Below are 15469 nucleotides of genomic sequence, written 5' to 3' on the forward strand. Positions count from 1 at the left end.
CCAAAAAGGTTCAAGATCGGTTAGTCGAGGAAGGCGCAATGCCGTTCCACGTACTGTGCGAGACCGAGCGTGTGTTCCCGGACGCGGCGTTCCGCGAGATCGGCATCGCGGGCGGCAAGCGCCTCGATGATGTCCCGATGCTCGTGGATGGACTGGTCGGCACGGTCGCCGAGGCCCATCGTCGCGCGGCGGATCGCACGCATATGGATGAAGAAGCGGTCGGTCAGGTCCGAGATCAACGCGGAGCCGGAAGCCTGGACGATGCTTTGGTGGAAGACGATGTTGGCGTCCGAATACTCGGCGACATGTTCCGCCAACTCGGCTTTCGTGTATTTATCGAACGCGGCATGCAGGAGTTCCAGCTTTTCCGTGGTGGCGTTTTCGACGAACAGGCGTGCCGCCATGCCTTCCAGGGCGGCACACACCGTGATCATCTCCACCAGTTCGGCCTTCGTCTTGCGCACCACGAAGATCCCGCGCCGCGGTTGGGAGCGGATGAACCCCTCCTGTTCCAGCAGCGCCATTGCCTCACGCACCGGGGTGCGGCTGACACCCAACGCCTCGCACAGACGGCGTTCGTCCAACCTGATCTCGTTGCTCTGGCCGTAGATGTTCATCTGCGTGATGGCCTGTCGCAGCGATTGGTAGGCCTTGGCCTTGAAGCTCATCCCCTGCTCGAGGGGCTCGACACTGAATCTTTCCCGGTTCATCACGTTTCCGACCCTTTGCGCGCCGACGCCATCGGCGCCGCTTGTTGTCGTGAGCGTTCCTGTGCGAGCGTTCGGATGATCGCCCTCTGGTGCGTCGTTGTGAGCGGCGCGTCGTTTTGAATTATCGATACGGTATACCAGATGCCAGACACCCGCAACATCAATTGCGGGCACCTCGAACTATTTCTGCCGCAGACGGAGTTATGGGCGGTTTTGTTCGATTTTTCTGGCTATTGCGCGGTAATCGCCCTAACTTGGCCGTCCTGGGACCGCTCTTCGGGGAAGGAGCCATCGCATGGCCGACACGCAGCATCTGGCCAAGGCCACGGACAGCACATCGTCCGGCGCCGCGGAGGAGGCGTCCGACCCGAATTTCATGACCTCGCTGGCCCGTGGGCTGTCGGTGATTCGCGCCTTCACCGAACGCGAGCCGAACCTGACCATCGCCGACATCGCCAAGATCACCGGCCTGCCGCGGGCGGCGGCGCGGCGCTGTCTGCTGACGCTGATGCAGCTGGGCTATGCCGGTTCGGACGGCCGGACCTTCCATCTGAAGCCGAAGATCCTTGCGCTCGGCTATTCCTTCCTGTCGTCGGCCCCGCTGGCGACGATCCTCGATCCGCTGATCGAACAGGTGAGCGGGGCGGTGCAGGAATCCTGCTCCGCCGCCGTGCTGGACGAGGACGACGTGGTCTATATCGCCCGCGCGGCGACCAAGCGGATCATGTCGGTCGGGCTCAATGTCGGCAGCCGGCTGCCGGCCTACTGCACGTCGATGGGCCGCGTCCTTCTGGCGGCGCTGCCGGAGTCGGAACTTGACGCCTATCTGACGCGGGTGCCGCTGAAGCCCTATACGGAGCGGACCATTACGGCGGCCGACGCCCTGAAGCGCGAGCTGGAGCGGGTGCGCGACCGCGGCTTTTCACTGGTGGACCAGGAGCTTGAGCTGGGGTTGCGCTCCATCGCCGTGCCGATCCGCACAGCCACCGGCGGCGTGGTCGCGGCGATGAACATCAGCGCCCAGGCCGCCCGCGTCACCTGCCCGGAGATGGAGGTGCAGTTCCTGCCCCACCTGACCCGCGCGGCGGAAGAGGCGCGGGTGCTGCTGGTGCGGGCGCGGGGGGTGTGAGGTGGAGGTCCGCCCTTCTGCGGACGGCGATCCACTCTCGGACATCCTGACGCTGGCGGGCAGCCGCTGCGCCGTGTCCGGCCGGCTGGCGGCCGGCGGGGATTGGGCGTTGCGCTTCCCCCCGCCGGGGATGATCAAGTTCATCGCCATCATGACGGGCAACGTCTGGCTGGCGGTGGACGGGATCGACGAGCCGCGGCACCTTGACACCGGCGATGTGATCATGCTGGCCGCCGAGCGGCCTTTTCGGCTCGGCAGCGACCTTGCCCTGCCGGCGGAGGACGGAGCCGACGCCTTCGCCGCAGCGGCCGGCGATCCGACGAAGGGTGACCGGGTGACGGTCGGCAACGGCGCGGAGTTCCTGGCGGTCGGCGGGCATGTCACGCTCGACCCAACCCGTGGCCACCTGCTCCGGGACGTTCTGCCGCCGCTGATCCATGTCCGTTCGGGAGCGCCGGAGGCGCCGGCCATGCGCTGGCTGCTTGAGCAGCTCGGGGCGGAATTGGCAGGAGGACGGCCGGGCACCATGCTGGTGGCGGGACAGTTGGCGCAGATGCTGTTCGTCCAGATCATCCGCGCCCATCTCGCCACATCCGGCCCGCTCGGCCACGGTTGGACCGGCGCGTTGCGCGACCCACGCCTCGCTCCCGCCCTGCGGCTGATGCACGGCGATCCCGGCCGCCCCTGGCAACTCGGGGAACTGGCGCGGGCGTCGGGCATGTCGCGGACGGCCTTCGCCGTGCGATTCAAGGCGGCGGCCGGGGTCGGGCCGCTCACCTATCTGCTGAACTGGCGCATGCGGCTGGCCGAACGGGAGCTGTGCTGCGACACGACACCGGTGTCGGCCATCGCCCTGTCGCTCGGCTACCAGTCGGAAAGCGCGTTCAGCAACGCCTTCAAACGGACCTTCGGGATGGCACCGAGCCTCTACCGAAACCGGTATGCGACAACCGGGCCGTCGGCGCGGCGGTCAGGCCTGCGCGGTGGGGCGCACGATGATCTCGTTGATGTCGACATCGGCAGGCTGGTCGATGGCGAAAGCGATGGCACGGGCGACGGCGTCCGGCGGGATCCCAAGCGCGTCGCGTGATGCGGCATACCGCGCCCGCAACTCCGCACTGGCGATGCCGTCGATGAAGTCGGTGCTGATGAAGCCGGGCGACACGACCGTCACCCGAACGGTCTCGCCGGCCTCCTGCCGCAGCCCTTCGCAGATCGTCCGGACTGCGACCTTCGTTCCGGCATAGACGGCCATGGTCGGCACCGTGCGGTGCGCGGCGGTCGACGCCGTGGTGACGAAATGGCCGCTCCCCTGGGCGCGGAAGACCGGCAGCGCCGCGGCGATGCCATAGAGGACGCCCTTGATGTTGACGTCCACCATGTCTTCCCAATCCTCGACCCGCAACTCGTCGAGCGGCGAGATCGGACCGATCCCGGCATTGTTGATCAGAACGTCGAGCCGGCCGAACCGCTCGCACGCCAGCCCGACCAGAGCGGTCAGGTCATTGCGCCGACGGACATCGGTCGGCAGGAAGACCGCTTCGCCGCCGGCCTGCGCAATGCGTCGAGCCAATGCTTCCAGCCGATCCGCCCGGCGGGCGCCGAGGACGAGCTTCGCGCCGGATGCGGCCAGGCGCAGGGCCGTCGCCTCGCCGATGCCGCTGCTGGCACCGGTGATCGCCACGACCTTCGGAGTGGATGCTGAGGTGTTCATGAATCGTCTCCGCTGCGGTGGACGGAAACGATAGCCGTCGGGCGCCGAACGCTGAATGCGCTGGCGTTCGCAAGATCTGCGCGACCGTTCAGGAAACGACGGCGTTCACCGCCTTACAGGATCGTATCCGGCGAAATCGCCGTCAGCGCCGCCTTGATCTTCGGCACCATATGGTCGGCGAAGGCCCGCACCTTCGCCGGCACCAGCGCGCGGTGGGGATAGAGGACCGCCAGCGTCACCGGTTCCGGCGGGAAGTCCGGCAGAACCGGCACAAGCGCGCCGCTGGCGAGATGCTCGGCCACCTCCCACAGCGGCTTCATGGCGATGCCGCGGCCGTCCAGCGCCCAGCCCGTCAGCACGTCGCCGTCGTCGGCGTCGAAACGGCCGGACACCGGCAGCTTCACCGGTTCGCCGCCCTCCAGCACGCTCCATTGATATTGTTGGGTGCCGGGAAAGCGCAGCAGCAGGCAGTTGTGCCCGGACAGGTCCGCCGGCTTCGAAGGCACCCCGCGCTCCGACAGATAGGCGGGGGCGGCCACCAGCACGCGGCGCACGTCGGCGATCTTGCGCACGACGAAGCTGGAATCCTTCAGCGCCGCCATCCGCACCGCCACATCCACCGCCTCGCGCAGCAGGTCGAGCAGATGGTCGGACAGGCGCAGCCGCACCTCCACCAGCGGGTGGGCGGCGCAGAAGTCGGGGACCAGCGGCGACAGGATGCGGCGACCGAAGCCCAGCGGCGCCGTCACCCGCACGCTGCCCGACGGCACGCCGGACCCGGCGGCGATGCTGCTGTGCGCCCGCTCCACCGCCTCCAGCACCTCAAGGCAGCTCTGGTAGAAGTCCATGCCGGTCTCGGTCGCCTGCAACTGCCGCGTCGTGCGGTTCAGCAGCCGGACGCCGAGATGGGTTTCCAGCTGCTGGATGCGGTGGCTGACCATGGCCGGCGACATGCGCAGGTTCCGTCCGGCCGCCGACAGACTGCCCAACTCTACGACGCGGACGAAGATGCGCATGTTCTCAAGCAACGCCATGCTCGCGCGGACTCCCTGGCGGACGATTGGGCCGGACCGGTGGGTTACAGGTCGGGACGGACGCTAGCACGCCTCGCCCAGCCCTGGGAATTTGCCACTCCCGTTCGTGGCGTTGCAGTGCAAAAACTTACTCGTCCGGCGATCCAGGCGGAGATATGTACGGATGCCCGACCGGCCGGCCGTCGCGCGGCAGCCTATCGTCAACGGAAGGTCGCGCGGCATGCGGCCTTCGACAACGCAGGCGGTCAATCGGGAGGGCAGCATGTTCGAAGGCGATCGGTCCGGCAATTACGGCGGCAATTACGGCGGCGGTCATGGTGGGCACCATGGCAACGGCTGGGGCCACTGGAAGGGGCATGGCAGGGGGCATGACCATCATGGCGATGGTGACGGCGGGGGTGCCTACGAGGGGCTCTATGTCGTCGATGTCCAGGGTACCATCGACCTGCCCGTCCCCTTCCTGGACGAGGCGGTGCAGACCGGCGACCCGTTCCGCATGACGGTGGCGATGCTGTTCGACGATCCCGTCGTCACCACCGACGACACCAGCTTCCGGCGCTATTTCGACGACCAGCCCAACAAGTTGCTTCTGTCGGTGCAGGTCGGCGACAGCGAGGTGGAGCATGTGGTGGAGGCCACCGTCCATCCCGACGACGGCACCACGCTGGTGATCGGCGACGACACGCTCTACCGCGAATTCCTGGTGATCCCGGAGCCGCCGCGGACGCCGGAGGATCTGCTCTCCGTCATCGCCGCCGGCACCTCGACCGATCCGGCCAACGGACAGGAGGTTTGGCTGCGGGCGCAAATCAATGTGACCGATCCCACAGGCGCCATGATCGACGACCTGAACCTGGAGGACAGCGCCACCTTCGTCCCGCCGCCCGACAGTGAATCGGTGGCGAATTTCTCCCGCTTCCGCGAGGGACCGATCAATTTCGACGCCAACCTCTATGGCATCGTCACCTCGGTCTCGCTGAACAGCATCGACCCGACCGACGTGTTCTCGGCGGACAGCCTCGCGGCTATCGGCTATCCGCTCCAGACCGGTGGCGGCTGTTTCGCCGCCTGATGGGCGACCGGCCCGAAAAACGCAAAAGGCGCGCCGCCGGGCGCGCCTTTCGCTTTGAGAAGACCGGCCGTTCAAACCAGAACGGTCTCGCTCTCCTCCACCGGCAGGTCCAGCGTCTCCTCGAACTCGGTGACGTTGTCGATGTCGGTGCCCATGGAGATGTTGGTCACCCGCTCCAGCACCAGCTCGACGACGACCGGCACCTGATACTCGTCCATCCAGGCCTGGGCCTGGGTGAAGGCGTCCTGGATGCGGTCGGGTTCGGTGACGCGGATCGCCTTGCAGCCCAGCCCTTCGGCCACCGCGACATGGTCGACGCCATAGACGCCGATTTCCGGCGCGTTGATGTTCTCGAAGGACAGCTGCACCTGGAAGTCCATCTGGAAGGCGCGCTGCGCCTGCCGGATCAGGCCGAGATAGGCGTTGTTCACCAGCACGTGGATGTAGGGCAGCTTGTGCTGGGCGCCGACCGCCAGTTCCTCGATCATGAACTGGAAGTCGTAGTCGCCGGAGAGCGCCACGATGCGCCGCTTCGGATCGGCCACCCGGACGCCCAGCGCCGCCGGCAGGGTCCAGCCCAGCGGGCCGGCCTGGCCGCAGTTGATCCAGTGCCGCGGCTTGTAGACATGCAGGAACTGGGCGCCGGCGATCTGCGACAGGCCGATGGTGGTGACGTAGGTGGTGTCCTGGCCGAAGGCGCTGTTCATCTCCTGATAGACGCGCTGCGGCTTCATCGGCACCTGATCGAAGTCGCTGCGGCGGTGCATCGACCGCTTGCGGCCCTGGCAGTCCTTGACCCAGGCTCCGAGGTCCTTGAACTTGCCGGCGGCCTTCCACTCCTTCGCCACCGCGATGAACATGTCCAGCGCCGCGCCGGCGTCCGACACGATGCCGAGGTCGGGCATGAACACCCGGCCGATCTGGGTCGGTTCGATGTCGACATGCACGAACTTGCGGCCCTTGGTGTAGACCTCGACCGAGCCGGTGTGGCGGTTGGCCCAGCGGTTGCCGATGCCCAGCACGAAGTCGGACTTCAGCATCGTCGCGTTGCCGTAGCGGTGGGCGGTCTGCAGCCCGACCATGCCGGCCATAAGCGGGTGGTCGTCGGGGATGGTGCCCCAGCCCATCAGCGTCGGGATCACCGGCACGCCCAGCAGCTCAGCGAACTCCACCAGCTTGTCGGAGGCATCGGCGTTGATGATGCCGCCGCCGGCCACCACCAGCGGACGCTCCGCCGCCGCGAACATCGCCAGCGCCTTTTCAACCTGCTGGCGGGTGGCGGCCGGCTTGTAGACCGGCAGCGGCTCGTAGGCCTCGTCGTCGAACTCGATCTCCGCCATCTGGACGTCGATCGGCAGGTCGATCAGCACCGGGCCGGGACGGCCGCTGCGCATCAGATGGAAGGCCTGCTGGAAGACATAGGGAACCTGGGCCGGCTCCAGCACGGTCAGCGCCCACTTGGTCACCGGCTTGGCGATGTCCGGCACGTTGATGGCCTGGAAATCCTCCTTGTGCAGGCGGGCGCGCGGCGCCTGTCCGGTGATGCACAGGATCGGGATCGAGTCCGCGATCGCCGAATAGAGGCCGGTGATCATATCGGTGCCGGCCGGGCCGGAGGTGCCGATGCACACGCCGATGTTGCCGGCATTTGCCCGCGTGTAGCCCTCGGCCATGTGCGAGGCGCCCTCCACATGGCGGGCCAGCACATGGCGCATCGTGCCGCGCCGCTGCATCGCCGCGTAGAAGGGGTTGATCGCGGCGCCGGGGACGCCGAAGCAGACGTCGATGCCCTCCCGCTCCAGCACCCGCACCGCCGCTTCCGCCGCCGTCATTCTCGCCATCGCTCGACTCCTCACCAAACGCGATTATTCCTGAGGACAGCTAAGCGCGCGGATGGTGGGTACGGCAAATCAACGGGTTGCCTTTTCCACAGGCTGGAAAGCGGCGCGAAGGGGGGAGAGCGCGTCAGCTGCCGCGATAGGTGGAATAGGCCCAGGGCGAAACCAGCAGCGGCACATGGTAATGCTGGGACGCATCCTTGATGCCGAAGCGCAGCGGCACCTCGTCGATGAAGTCCGGGCCGTCGCCGGAGATGGCGCCGACGCGGCGGAAATATTCGCCGGCCATGAACAGCAGCTCATAGCGTCCGGGTTTGAAATCCTCGCCCTGGAGCGCCGGGGCATCGAGCCGACCGTCGGCGTTCGTTGTGAACTCGCCGAGAATGACGCCGGTGTCGAGCGCCGTCAGGCGGATGCGCATGCCCGGCGCCGGACGCCCGGCGGCGATGTCGAGGACGTGGGTGGTGAGGCGGCCCATGGCTTTGCGGTCTCCGGGACGATGCATCTCTGGATGCCGCAGCTTAAGCCCAACCGCCCTCCCCTGCCCACCCACCGAAATCCGGAAACTGTCTTCAGCCCCGCGCCCAATCCGCCGATTGAACCCCCTGCCGCCAATGGCTTAGCGTATGTCCCGCTTCGACCGCAGCGAGCGAGACGACGATGACCGACAGCGCCCAACCCCAGGGCTATCCCCGCGACATGATCGGCTACGGCGCCACCCCGCCGCAGGCCAACTGGCCGGGCGGCGCCCGGGTGGCCGTTCAGTTCGTCATCAATTACGAGGAGGGCGGCGAGAACTGCGTCCTCCACGGCGACGCCGCGTCGGAGGCCTTCCTGTCGGAGATCGTCGGCGCCCAGCCGATTCCCGGCGCCCGCCACATGAACATGGAGTCGATCTACGAATACGGCTCCCGCGCCGGTTTCTGGCGGCTGCACCGCCTGTTCACCGAGCGCAACCTGCCGGTCACCGTCTATGGCGTCGCCATGGCGCTGGAGCGCAATCCAGAGGTGGTCGCCGCGATGAAGGCCGCCGGGTGGGAGATCGCCACCCATGGCTGGCGCTGGATCGACTATCAGCATCTGCCGCCCGAGGTAGAGCGCGAACACATGCTGCGCGCCATCGATGTCCACACCCGCGTGACCGGCTCCCGCCCGCTCGGCTGGTATCTCGGGCGCTGCAGCCCCAACACCTGGCGGCTGGTCGCCGAGGAGGGCGGCTTCGTCTACAACGCCGATTCCTATGCCGACGACCTGCCCTATTGGGACGACAGCCATGGCCGGCCGCAGTTGATCGTGCCCTACACGCTCGACGCCAACGACATGCGCTTCGCCACCAACCAGGGCTTCAACAGCGGCGACCAGTTTTTCGCCTATCTGAAGGACAGCTTCGACACGCTCTATGCGGAGGGGGAGACGGCGCCGAAGATGATGTCCATCGGCCTGCATTGCCGTCTGGTCGGCCGGCCGGGCCGCGCGGCGGCGCTGGCGCGCTTCCTCGACTATGTGCGCAGCCATGACAAGGCGTGGGTGGCGACCCGGCTCGACATCGCCCGCCACTGGATCGCCGAACACCCCTACGTAGCGAAGTGAGAGCGCAGATGCCCTACAGCCTGGACGATCTGAACCGGATGGACCGCGCCGCCTTCGTCGCGGCGTTGGGCGCGGTGTTCGAGGAAAGCCCCTGGGTGGCCGAAGCCGCCTGGGACCAGCGCCCCTTCGCCGATGCGGCCGGCCTGCGTGCGGCGATGACCGGCATCGTCCGGAATGCCGGGACGGAGCGGCAGCGCGCGCTGATCCTCGCCCACCCCGACCTCGCCGACCGCGCCAGCCGCCCGGCCACCCTGACCGCCTTTTCCCAGACCGAACAGGCGAAGGCGGGCTTGAACGAACTGACAGAGGCGGAGGCGCAGGAACAGCGCAACCTGAACTGCGCCTATCGCGAACGCTTCGGCTTCCCCTTCATTATGGCGGTGCGCTTCAGCAGCAAACAGGAAATCCTGGCGGCGATGCGCGAGCGCGTGGCGAACGAGCCGGAGGTGGAGTTCGGCCGGGCGCTGGAGGAGATCTACAAGATCGCGGGGTTCCGGCTGGACGATCTGGTGGTGGGGTAGCGCCGGCCTACATCTCTCCAAAAAGAAAGCGCGCCGCCCCAGCCGGAGCGGCGCGCTTCATTACCGAACAACCTTCGTTACGCTTCCATCGCCTTGACCACCTCTTCGGTGACCTTCTTCGCATCACCGAACAGCATCATCGTATTCGGCCGGAAGAACAGCTCGTTCTCGACACCGGCATAGCCCGCCGCCATGCCGCGCTTGATGAAGAACACCGTCTTGGCCTTCTCCACGTCGAGGATCGGCATGCCGTAGATGGCGCTCGACGGATCGGTCTTGGCGGCCGGGTTGGTCACGTCGTTGGCGCCGATGACGAAGGCCACATCCGCCGTGCCGAAGTCGCGGTTGATGTCCTCCAACTCGAACACCTCGTCGTAGGGCACGTTGGCCTCGGCCAGCAGCACGTTCATGTGACCGGGCATGCGGCCCGCCACCGGGTGGATGGCGTACTTCACGTCGACGCCCTCATGCTTCAGCGCATCGGACATCTCGCGCAGGGCATGCTGCGCCTGGGCAACGGCCATGCCATATCCCGGCACCACGATCACCGACTGGGCGTTCTTCATGATGTAGGCGGCATCCTCGGCCGAGCCGGCCTTGACGCTGCCCTGCGGACCCTTGGCCTCGCCGCCCGCCGCGGCACTCTCGCCACCAAAACCACCGAGCACGACGTTGAAGATCGAGCGGTTCATGCCCTTGCACATGATGTAGGACAGGATCGCGCCCGAGGAGCCCACCAGCGCGCCGGTGATGATCAGCAGGTTGTTCTGCAGGGTGAAGCCGATGCCGCAGGCCGCCCAGCCCGAATAGCTGTTCAGCATCGAGATCACCACCGGCATGTCGGCGCCGCCGATCGGCAGGATCAGCAGGAAGCCCAGGGCAAGGGCGACCGCCACGATCAGCCACATCGCCGCATCGGCGTTCGACTGCACCAGCCAGAGGATCAGCACCACCGTCAGCACGCCCAGCGCCGCGTTCAGCGGGTGCTGCATCGGGAACACCAGCGGCTTGCCGGTGACCAGACCCTGCAGCTTGGCGAAGGCGACGATGGAGCCGGTGAAGGTGATCGCACCGACCGCCGTGCCCAGCGCCATCTCGACCAGCGAGCCCTTGGCGATGGCGCCGCGGACACCGATGCCGTAGGCCTCCGGCGAGTAGAAGGCAGCGAGCGCCACGAAGACGGCGGCCAGACCGACCAGCGAGTGGAAGGCGGCGACCAGTTGGGGCAGCGCCGTCATTTCGATCTTCTTGGCGACGACGTAGCCGATGGCGCCGCCGATGGCGATGCCCAGCACGATCATCCAATAGGACTGGACGATGGGCGAGGCCAGCGTGGTCAGGATGGCGATGGTCATGCCGACCATGCCGTAGATGTTGCCCTGGCGCGAGGTCTCCGGGCTGGACAGCCCGCGCAGCGCCATGATGAAGCAGATGGAGGCCGCCAGATAGAGAAGGGCCGACAAGGTTTCCATGGTCTTACTTGCCCTTCTTCTTGAACATGGAGAGCATGCGCTGGGTCACGAGGAAGCCGCCGAAGATGTTGACGGACGCCAGGATGACGGCGAGGAAGCCCAGGACCTTGGAGAAGCCGAACCCGGCGGGTCCGGCGGCGATCAGGGCGCCGACGATGATGACCGACGATACGGCGTTGGTGACCGCCATCAGCGGCGAGTGCAGGGCCGGGGTGACGCGCCAGACGACGTAATAGCCGACGAAGCAGGCGAGAACGAGCACCGTCAGGCCGGTGACGAAGAAGCTGCCATGGCCGCCGGCGGCCTCGGTGACGGGCTGAGCGCTGTGCGCGACCTGGGCGGCGAGCATATCGACCTGATTGCTCAGGTTCGCCAGGGTTTCACGGAATGCGGCGATGTTGCTTGCGGGATCCGGGTGTTCCATGGGATCCGCCTCCTCACGCGGGTTGCGCTTCGCGGGCGTCCGCGAAGGCAGGATGCACGATGGCGCCGTCGCGGGTCAGCGCGATGGCCTTGACGATCTCGTCGTCCCAGTTGACGGCCACGCCCGTTTCCTTGCCATGCAAGGACGTCAGCAGCGCCAGCAGGTTCTTGGCGTACAAGAGCGAAGCGCTCTCGGCGATGCGGCTGGCGTAGTTGGCATGGCCGACGATCTTCACGCCGTTGGCCGTGGTCACCACCTCGCCCAGCTTGGCGCCCTCGACGTTGCCGCCCTGCTCCACCGCCAGATCGATGATGACCGAGCCCGGCTTCATCGACGCCACATGCTCCGCCGTCACCAGGATCGGCGCCTTGCGGCCGGGGATCAGCGCGGTGGTGATGACGATGTCCTGCTTCTTGATGTGCTCGGCGACCAGAGCGGCCTGCTGGCGCTTGTAGTCGTCCGACATCTCCTTGGCGTAGCCGCCGGCGGTCTCCGCCTGCTTGAACTCGTCATTCTCGACGGCGACGAAGCTGCCGCCCAGCGACTGCACCTGCTCCTTCACCGCCGGGCGCACGTCGGTGGCCGAGACGATGGCGCCGAGACGCTTGGCGGTGGCGATGGCCTGCAGGCCGGCGACGCCGACGCCCATGATGAAGGCGCGCGCCGGCGGAACGGTGCCGGCGGCTGTCATCATCATCGGGAAGGCGCGGCCATACTCCGAAGCGGCATCGACGACGGCCTTGTAGCCGGCGAGGTTGGCCTGGGAGGACAGCACGTCCATGACCTGGGCGCGGGTGATGCGCGGCATGAACTCCATGGCGAAGGCGTTCACGCCGGCATCGGCGTAGGCCTTCACATGGTCGCGGCTGTTGTGGGGGTTGAGGATGGCGAACAGCAGCGCGCCCTTGCGCATCAGCGAAAGTTCGTCCACGTCCCCTTCGGCGGCGATCAGCGGGCGCTGCACCTTCAGCACGATGTCGGCATCGGCCAGCGCCGACGCCTCGTCGGCGGCGATGGACGCCCCCGCCGCCTCATAGGCCGCGTCGGTGATGCTGGAGCCGAGACCGGCCCCGCTCTCCACCACCACGTCCAGACCGAGAGTTTTGAATTTCTTGACGGTTTCGGGAGACGCGGCGACGCGGCGCTCGCCCGGGCGGCGCTCCCTGGGTATCGCGATCTTCATGTCGTTTGCTTTCGAAGGCCGGCCATGGCGGCGGGCAGAATCCACCCGCTTCCGGATCGGGGCCGGATCCGTGCTGGATCTGGGCGGGCAAGCGCCGAAGCGGCAAAGTCGGGCGGGCCGGCAACCGGCTTGCGCCGGCCCCACCGGCACCGGTCACTGGTTGGCGACGACCGGGAAGTCCCAGCTTTCGGCGGCCGAGGCCGCGATGGGCAGTTCGCCAGCCGGCAGATTGTCCGCCGGCAGCTCTTCCAACTGGCGGCGGATCAGGTCGCGGACGCTGACGACGCCGACCAGGGTCGTGCCCTCCAGCACCGGGACATGGCGGATGCCGTGCTCGTCCATCAGGCTCAGCACATGGCGCACCGAATCCGACGGGCTGCAGCAATAGGGATCGCGCGTCATCAGCCCCGAGACCGCCTGATCCAGGATGCCCGGTCCACGATCAACCAGCGCGCGGACCACGTCGCGCTCGGAAATGACGCCGACCACCGTGTTGCCTTCGGTGCGGCAGACGTCCTTGACCACCAGCGCGCCGGTGTTCTCCGCCTTCATCAGGCGCAGTGCGGTGGCGACCGTCTCGTTGATGCGCACCATGCCGATGCGCGTGCCCTTCTTGCGGAGAATGTCCTCGACCTTCATGACGCTCCTCCCCCTGTTCGATGCGGCCGGCCCCGTGAACCTTTCGGGTTCGACGCCGGCCGCGCCACCTGCCTTGTTTAGTGGACCGCGACCACTTCCGGTGCGGCAGCGGGAGCCGCCGCGGGCTGCGGCCGGCTGTAGCAGCCGGCGTTCTCGCCCCGCTGCTTCACCAGCGCCAGCACCACGTCTATGGTCGGCGTCGGCACGCCCACCATGCGGCCCATCTCCTGCACCACCGACAGCAGCGGATCGATCTCCATCGGCCGGCCGCGCTCCAGGTCCTGCAGCATGGAGGTCTTGTGCGCGCCCACCGCGGCGGCGCCGTTGATGCGGCGCTCCACGTCGACGCGGAAATGGACGCCCAGCCTGTCGCCGATGTCCTTGGCCTCCAGCATCATCGCCTTGGCGACGGCGCGGGTGTCCGGATCGCCGCAGATGCCTTCCAGCGTGCCGTGGGTCAGCGCGCTGATCGGGTTGAAGCACAGGTTGCCCCACAGCTTCAGCCAGATCTCGTCGCGGATTCGGTCGAGCACGGGGGCGCGCAGGCCGCCGGCCTCCATCGCCTTGGACAGGGCGACCACGCGCTCCGACTTCGAGCCGTCGGGTTCGCCGAGCGAGAACTTGTCGCCATAGACATGCTGGATGACGCCGGGCTCCACCACCTCGGTCGCCGGATAGACGACGCAGCCGATGGCGCGCTGCGGACCGAGACCGTTCCACTGGACCGCACCCGGATCGACCGTCTCCAGGGTGCGGCCGTCGAATTCGCCGCCGGTGCCGTGGAAATACCAATAGGGGATGCCGTTGACCGCGGTGACGACGGCGGTGTCGTCACCCAGCAGCGGTTGCATCGCGGGCACGACACCGGGGACGGAGTGGGCCTTCAGCGCGATGATGACATAGTCTTGCGGGCCGAGCTCGGCCGGGTTGTCGGTGCAACGGGGGTGGACGACGGTCTTCTCCTCCCCCATCAGCAAGGTGACGCCGTTCTCGCGCATCGCCGCCAGATGCGCACCGCGCGCCACCAGACTGACTTCGGCACCCGCCTGGTGCAGGCGCACGCCGAGATAGCCGCCGATGGCCCCGGATCCGTAGATGCAGATCTTCATGCCGGATTCCCCTCTCCCCCGATTTCACTTTTTGAATGCTGTGGGGCTGGACGACGCCAGCCTGCCCACACCGGCCGCATCCATCGGCAGACCGGTTGCTTTGCAGCGGCATCCAACAGTCTGTCGCGCAAACTGTGTTTGGAGTTTGGTATACCACATACCGTATGTCAATGCGGAATGTGGGGGGTTGCGGCAGAAGATTGCGGATCCGGGCGCCTACCCGATCGAATCAGGCTCCTTTCGCAAAGAAGTAGAGGGTCAGCGCCGTTCCGATGATGACCACCAGCGTTTTCAACAGCTTCGGGTCGACCCGCTTGGCCCCCATGGCGCCGGCATAGCCGCCGGCCACCGCCGCGACCGCCATGGCCAGCGTTTCCGGCCAGGACACGGCTCCGGCGACGATGAAGGTCCCGACCGCCGCGGCGTTCATCAGCATCGCCAGCAACAGCCGCAGCCCGTTCATGGCGTGGATGTCGCGCAGCCCGAACAGGGTCAGCGCCGCCAGCATCAGGAAGCCGATGCCGCCGCCGAAATAGCCGCCATAGATCGAGATCACGAATTGCACCACCAGCACGCTGCGCCCGCCCAGCCGCAGCCTGGACACGATTCCGGGTGCATAGGCGCCGACGGCGAAGACGGCGGTGGCGAACAGCAGCAGCCACGGCACGAAGCGCGCGAACACCGCATTCGGCGTCAGCAGAAGAAGCAGCGCGCCGATCAGCCCGCCGACAAGGCTGAGTGCGGCGAAGACCGGAACATTCACCTGCCCGCCGGCCGCGATCTCCCGCCGGTAGGCCCAGCTGCTGGCGGCCTGTCCGGGAAACAGCGCCACCGTGCTGGTGGCATTGGCGGCGACCGGCGCCACCCCGGCGAACAGCAGGGCCGGAAAGGTGATGAAGGCGCCGCCGCCGGCAACGGCATTCAATGCGCCCGAGGAAAAAGCCGCCAGCATCAGGACGACGATACCCAGCATGATCGATCCACCCCTTCCGATCGGTGTTGACGGTGCAAACCGTATTCTGTATACAGAATAT

General features: G+C 67.1%; 16 protein-coding genes. 5 read left to right on the plus strand and 11 right to left on the minus strand.

The features are described 5' to 3' along the window. Positions 1–20: 20 nt before the first annotated feature. Positions 21–884: a GntR family transcriptional regulator gene (locus tag B9N97_RS05025; protein WP_244560558.1), complete on the minus strand. Its 864-nt coding sequence runs from the start codon at positions 882–884 to the stop codon at positions 21–23. A gap of 121 nt (positions 885–1005) precedes the next feature. Between B9N97_RS05025 and B9N97_RS05030 the strand changes: the two genes are divergently transcribed. Next, on the plus strand, positions 1006–1839 hold the full coding sequence (locus tag B9N97_RS05030) for an IclR family transcriptional regulator (protein WP_085083970.1): 834 nt from the start codon (positions 1006–1008) through the stop codon (positions 1837–1839). A 1-nt stretch (position 1840) separates the two neighbouring features. Continuing rightward, positions 1841–2929 (plus strand): AraC family transcriptional regulator, encoded by a 1089-nt coding sequence (locus tag B9N97_RS05035; protein ID WP_143266357.1) that lies wholly within the window; start codon positions 1841–1843, stop codon positions 2927–2929. Here B9N97_RS05035 and B9N97_RS05040 read toward each other — a convergent pair. After that, entirely contained in the window at positions 2810–3553 is a 744-nt protein-coding gene (locus B9N97_RS05040; RefSeq protein WP_085083972.1) for an SDR family oxidoreductase, read from the minus strand. The genes B9N97_RS05035 and B9N97_RS05040 overlap by 120 nt on opposite strands. Before the next feature lie 113 nt (positions 3554–3666). Next, a complete protein-coding gene (locus tag B9N97_RS05045) occupies positions 3667–4587 on the minus strand; it encodes a LysR family transcriptional regulator (RefSeq protein ID WP_085083974.1) in 921 nt (306 codons plus the stop codon). A 262-nt stretch (positions 4588–4849) separates the two neighbouring features. Here B9N97_RS05045 and B9N97_RS05050 point away from each other — a divergent pair, with 262 nt between their 5' ends. Further along, a complete protein-coding gene (locus B9N97_RS05050) occupies positions 4850–5659 on the plus strand; it encodes a hypothetical protein (protein WP_143266358.1) in 810 nt (269 codons plus the stop codon). Positions 5660–5730: 71 nt separating this feature from the next. Here the strand turns inward: B9N97_RS05050 and gcl are convergent, their stop codons facing one another. Together gcl and uraH are read right to left on the minus strand one after the other, a co-directional pair. Then, positions 5731–7500, minus strand: a complete 1770-nt coding sequence (gene gcl, locus B9N97_RS05055; protein WP_085083978.1) for a glyoxylate carboligase — start codon at positions 7498–7500, stop codon at positions 5731–5733. Between the two features lie 124 nt (positions 7501–7624). Continuing rightward, a complete protein-coding gene (gene uraH / locus B9N97_RS05060; protein WP_085083980.1) occupies positions 7625–7975 on the minus strand; it encodes a hydroxyisourate hydrolase in 351 nt (116 codons plus the stop codon). 182 nt (positions 7976–8157) lie between these two features. Here uraH and puuE point away from each other — a divergent pair, with 182 nt between their 5' ends. Beyond that, a complete protein-coding gene (puuE, locus tag B9N97_RS05065) occupies positions 8158–9087 on the plus strand; it encodes an allantoinase PuuE (protein ID WP_085083982.1) in 930 nt (309 codons plus the stop codon). A gap of 8 nt (positions 9088–9095) precedes the next feature. Further along, entirely contained in the window at positions 9096–9608 is a 513-nt protein-coding gene (gene uraD / locus B9N97_RS05070; RefSeq protein WP_085083984.1) for a 2-oxo-4-hydroxy-4-carboxy-5-ureidoimidazoline decarboxylase, read from the plus strand. A 77-nt stretch (positions 9609–9685) separates the two neighbouring features. Here the strand turns inward: uraD and B9N97_RS05075 are convergent, their stop codons facing one another. From B9N97_RS05075 to B9N97_RS05100, 6 genes are all read right to left on the minus strand, one after another. After that, the gene (locus B9N97_RS05075; RefSeq protein ID WP_085083986.1) at positions 9686–11080 is read right to left on the minus strand and encodes an NAD(P)(+) transhydrogenase (Re/Si-specific) subunit beta; all 1395 of its coding nucleotides are present in this window, start codon (positions 11078–11080) and stop codon (positions 9686–9688) included. A 4-nt stretch (positions 11081–11084) separates the two neighbouring features. Beyond that, positions 11085–11504 (minus strand): NAD(P) transhydrogenase subunit alpha part 2, encoded by a 420-nt coding sequence (locus B9N97_RS05080; RefSeq protein WP_085083988.1) that lies wholly within the window; start codon positions 11502–11504, stop codon positions 11085–11087. Between the two features lie 13 nt (positions 11505–11517). Then, positions 11518–12687, minus strand: a complete 1170-nt coding sequence (locus tag B9N97_RS05085; RefSeq protein ID WP_085083990.1) for a Re/Si-specific NAD(P)(+) transhydrogenase subunit alpha — start codon at positions 12685–12687, stop codon at positions 11518–11520. A 153-nt stretch (positions 12688–12840) separates the two neighbouring features. Then, positions 12841–13326 carry a CBS domain-containing protein gene (locus B9N97_RS05090; protein ID WP_085083992.1) on the minus strand — a complete coding sequence of 162 codons (486 nt, stop codon included), beginning with the start codon at positions 13324–13326 and terminating at the stop codon, positions 12841–12843. Positions 13327–13403: 77 nt separating this feature from the next. Further along, complete coding sequence (locus B9N97_RS05095; protein ID WP_085083994.1) at positions 13404–14435, minus strand: 2-dehydropantoate 2-reductase; 1032 nt, start codon at positions 14433–14435, stop codon at positions 13404–13406. 229 nt (positions 14436–14664) lie between these two features. After that, entirely contained in the window at positions 14665–15408 is a 744-nt protein-coding gene (locus B9N97_RS05100; RefSeq protein ID WP_085083996.1) for a sulfite exporter TauE/SafE family protein, read from the minus strand. Between the last annotated feature and the right edge of the window lie 61 nt (positions 15409–15469).

This window comes from Azospirillum oryzae, assembly GCF_900177515.1.
Taxonomy (GTDB): domain Bacteria; phylum Pseudomonadota; class Alphaproteobacteria; order Azospirillales; family Azospirillaceae; genus Azospirillum; species Azospirillum oryzae_A.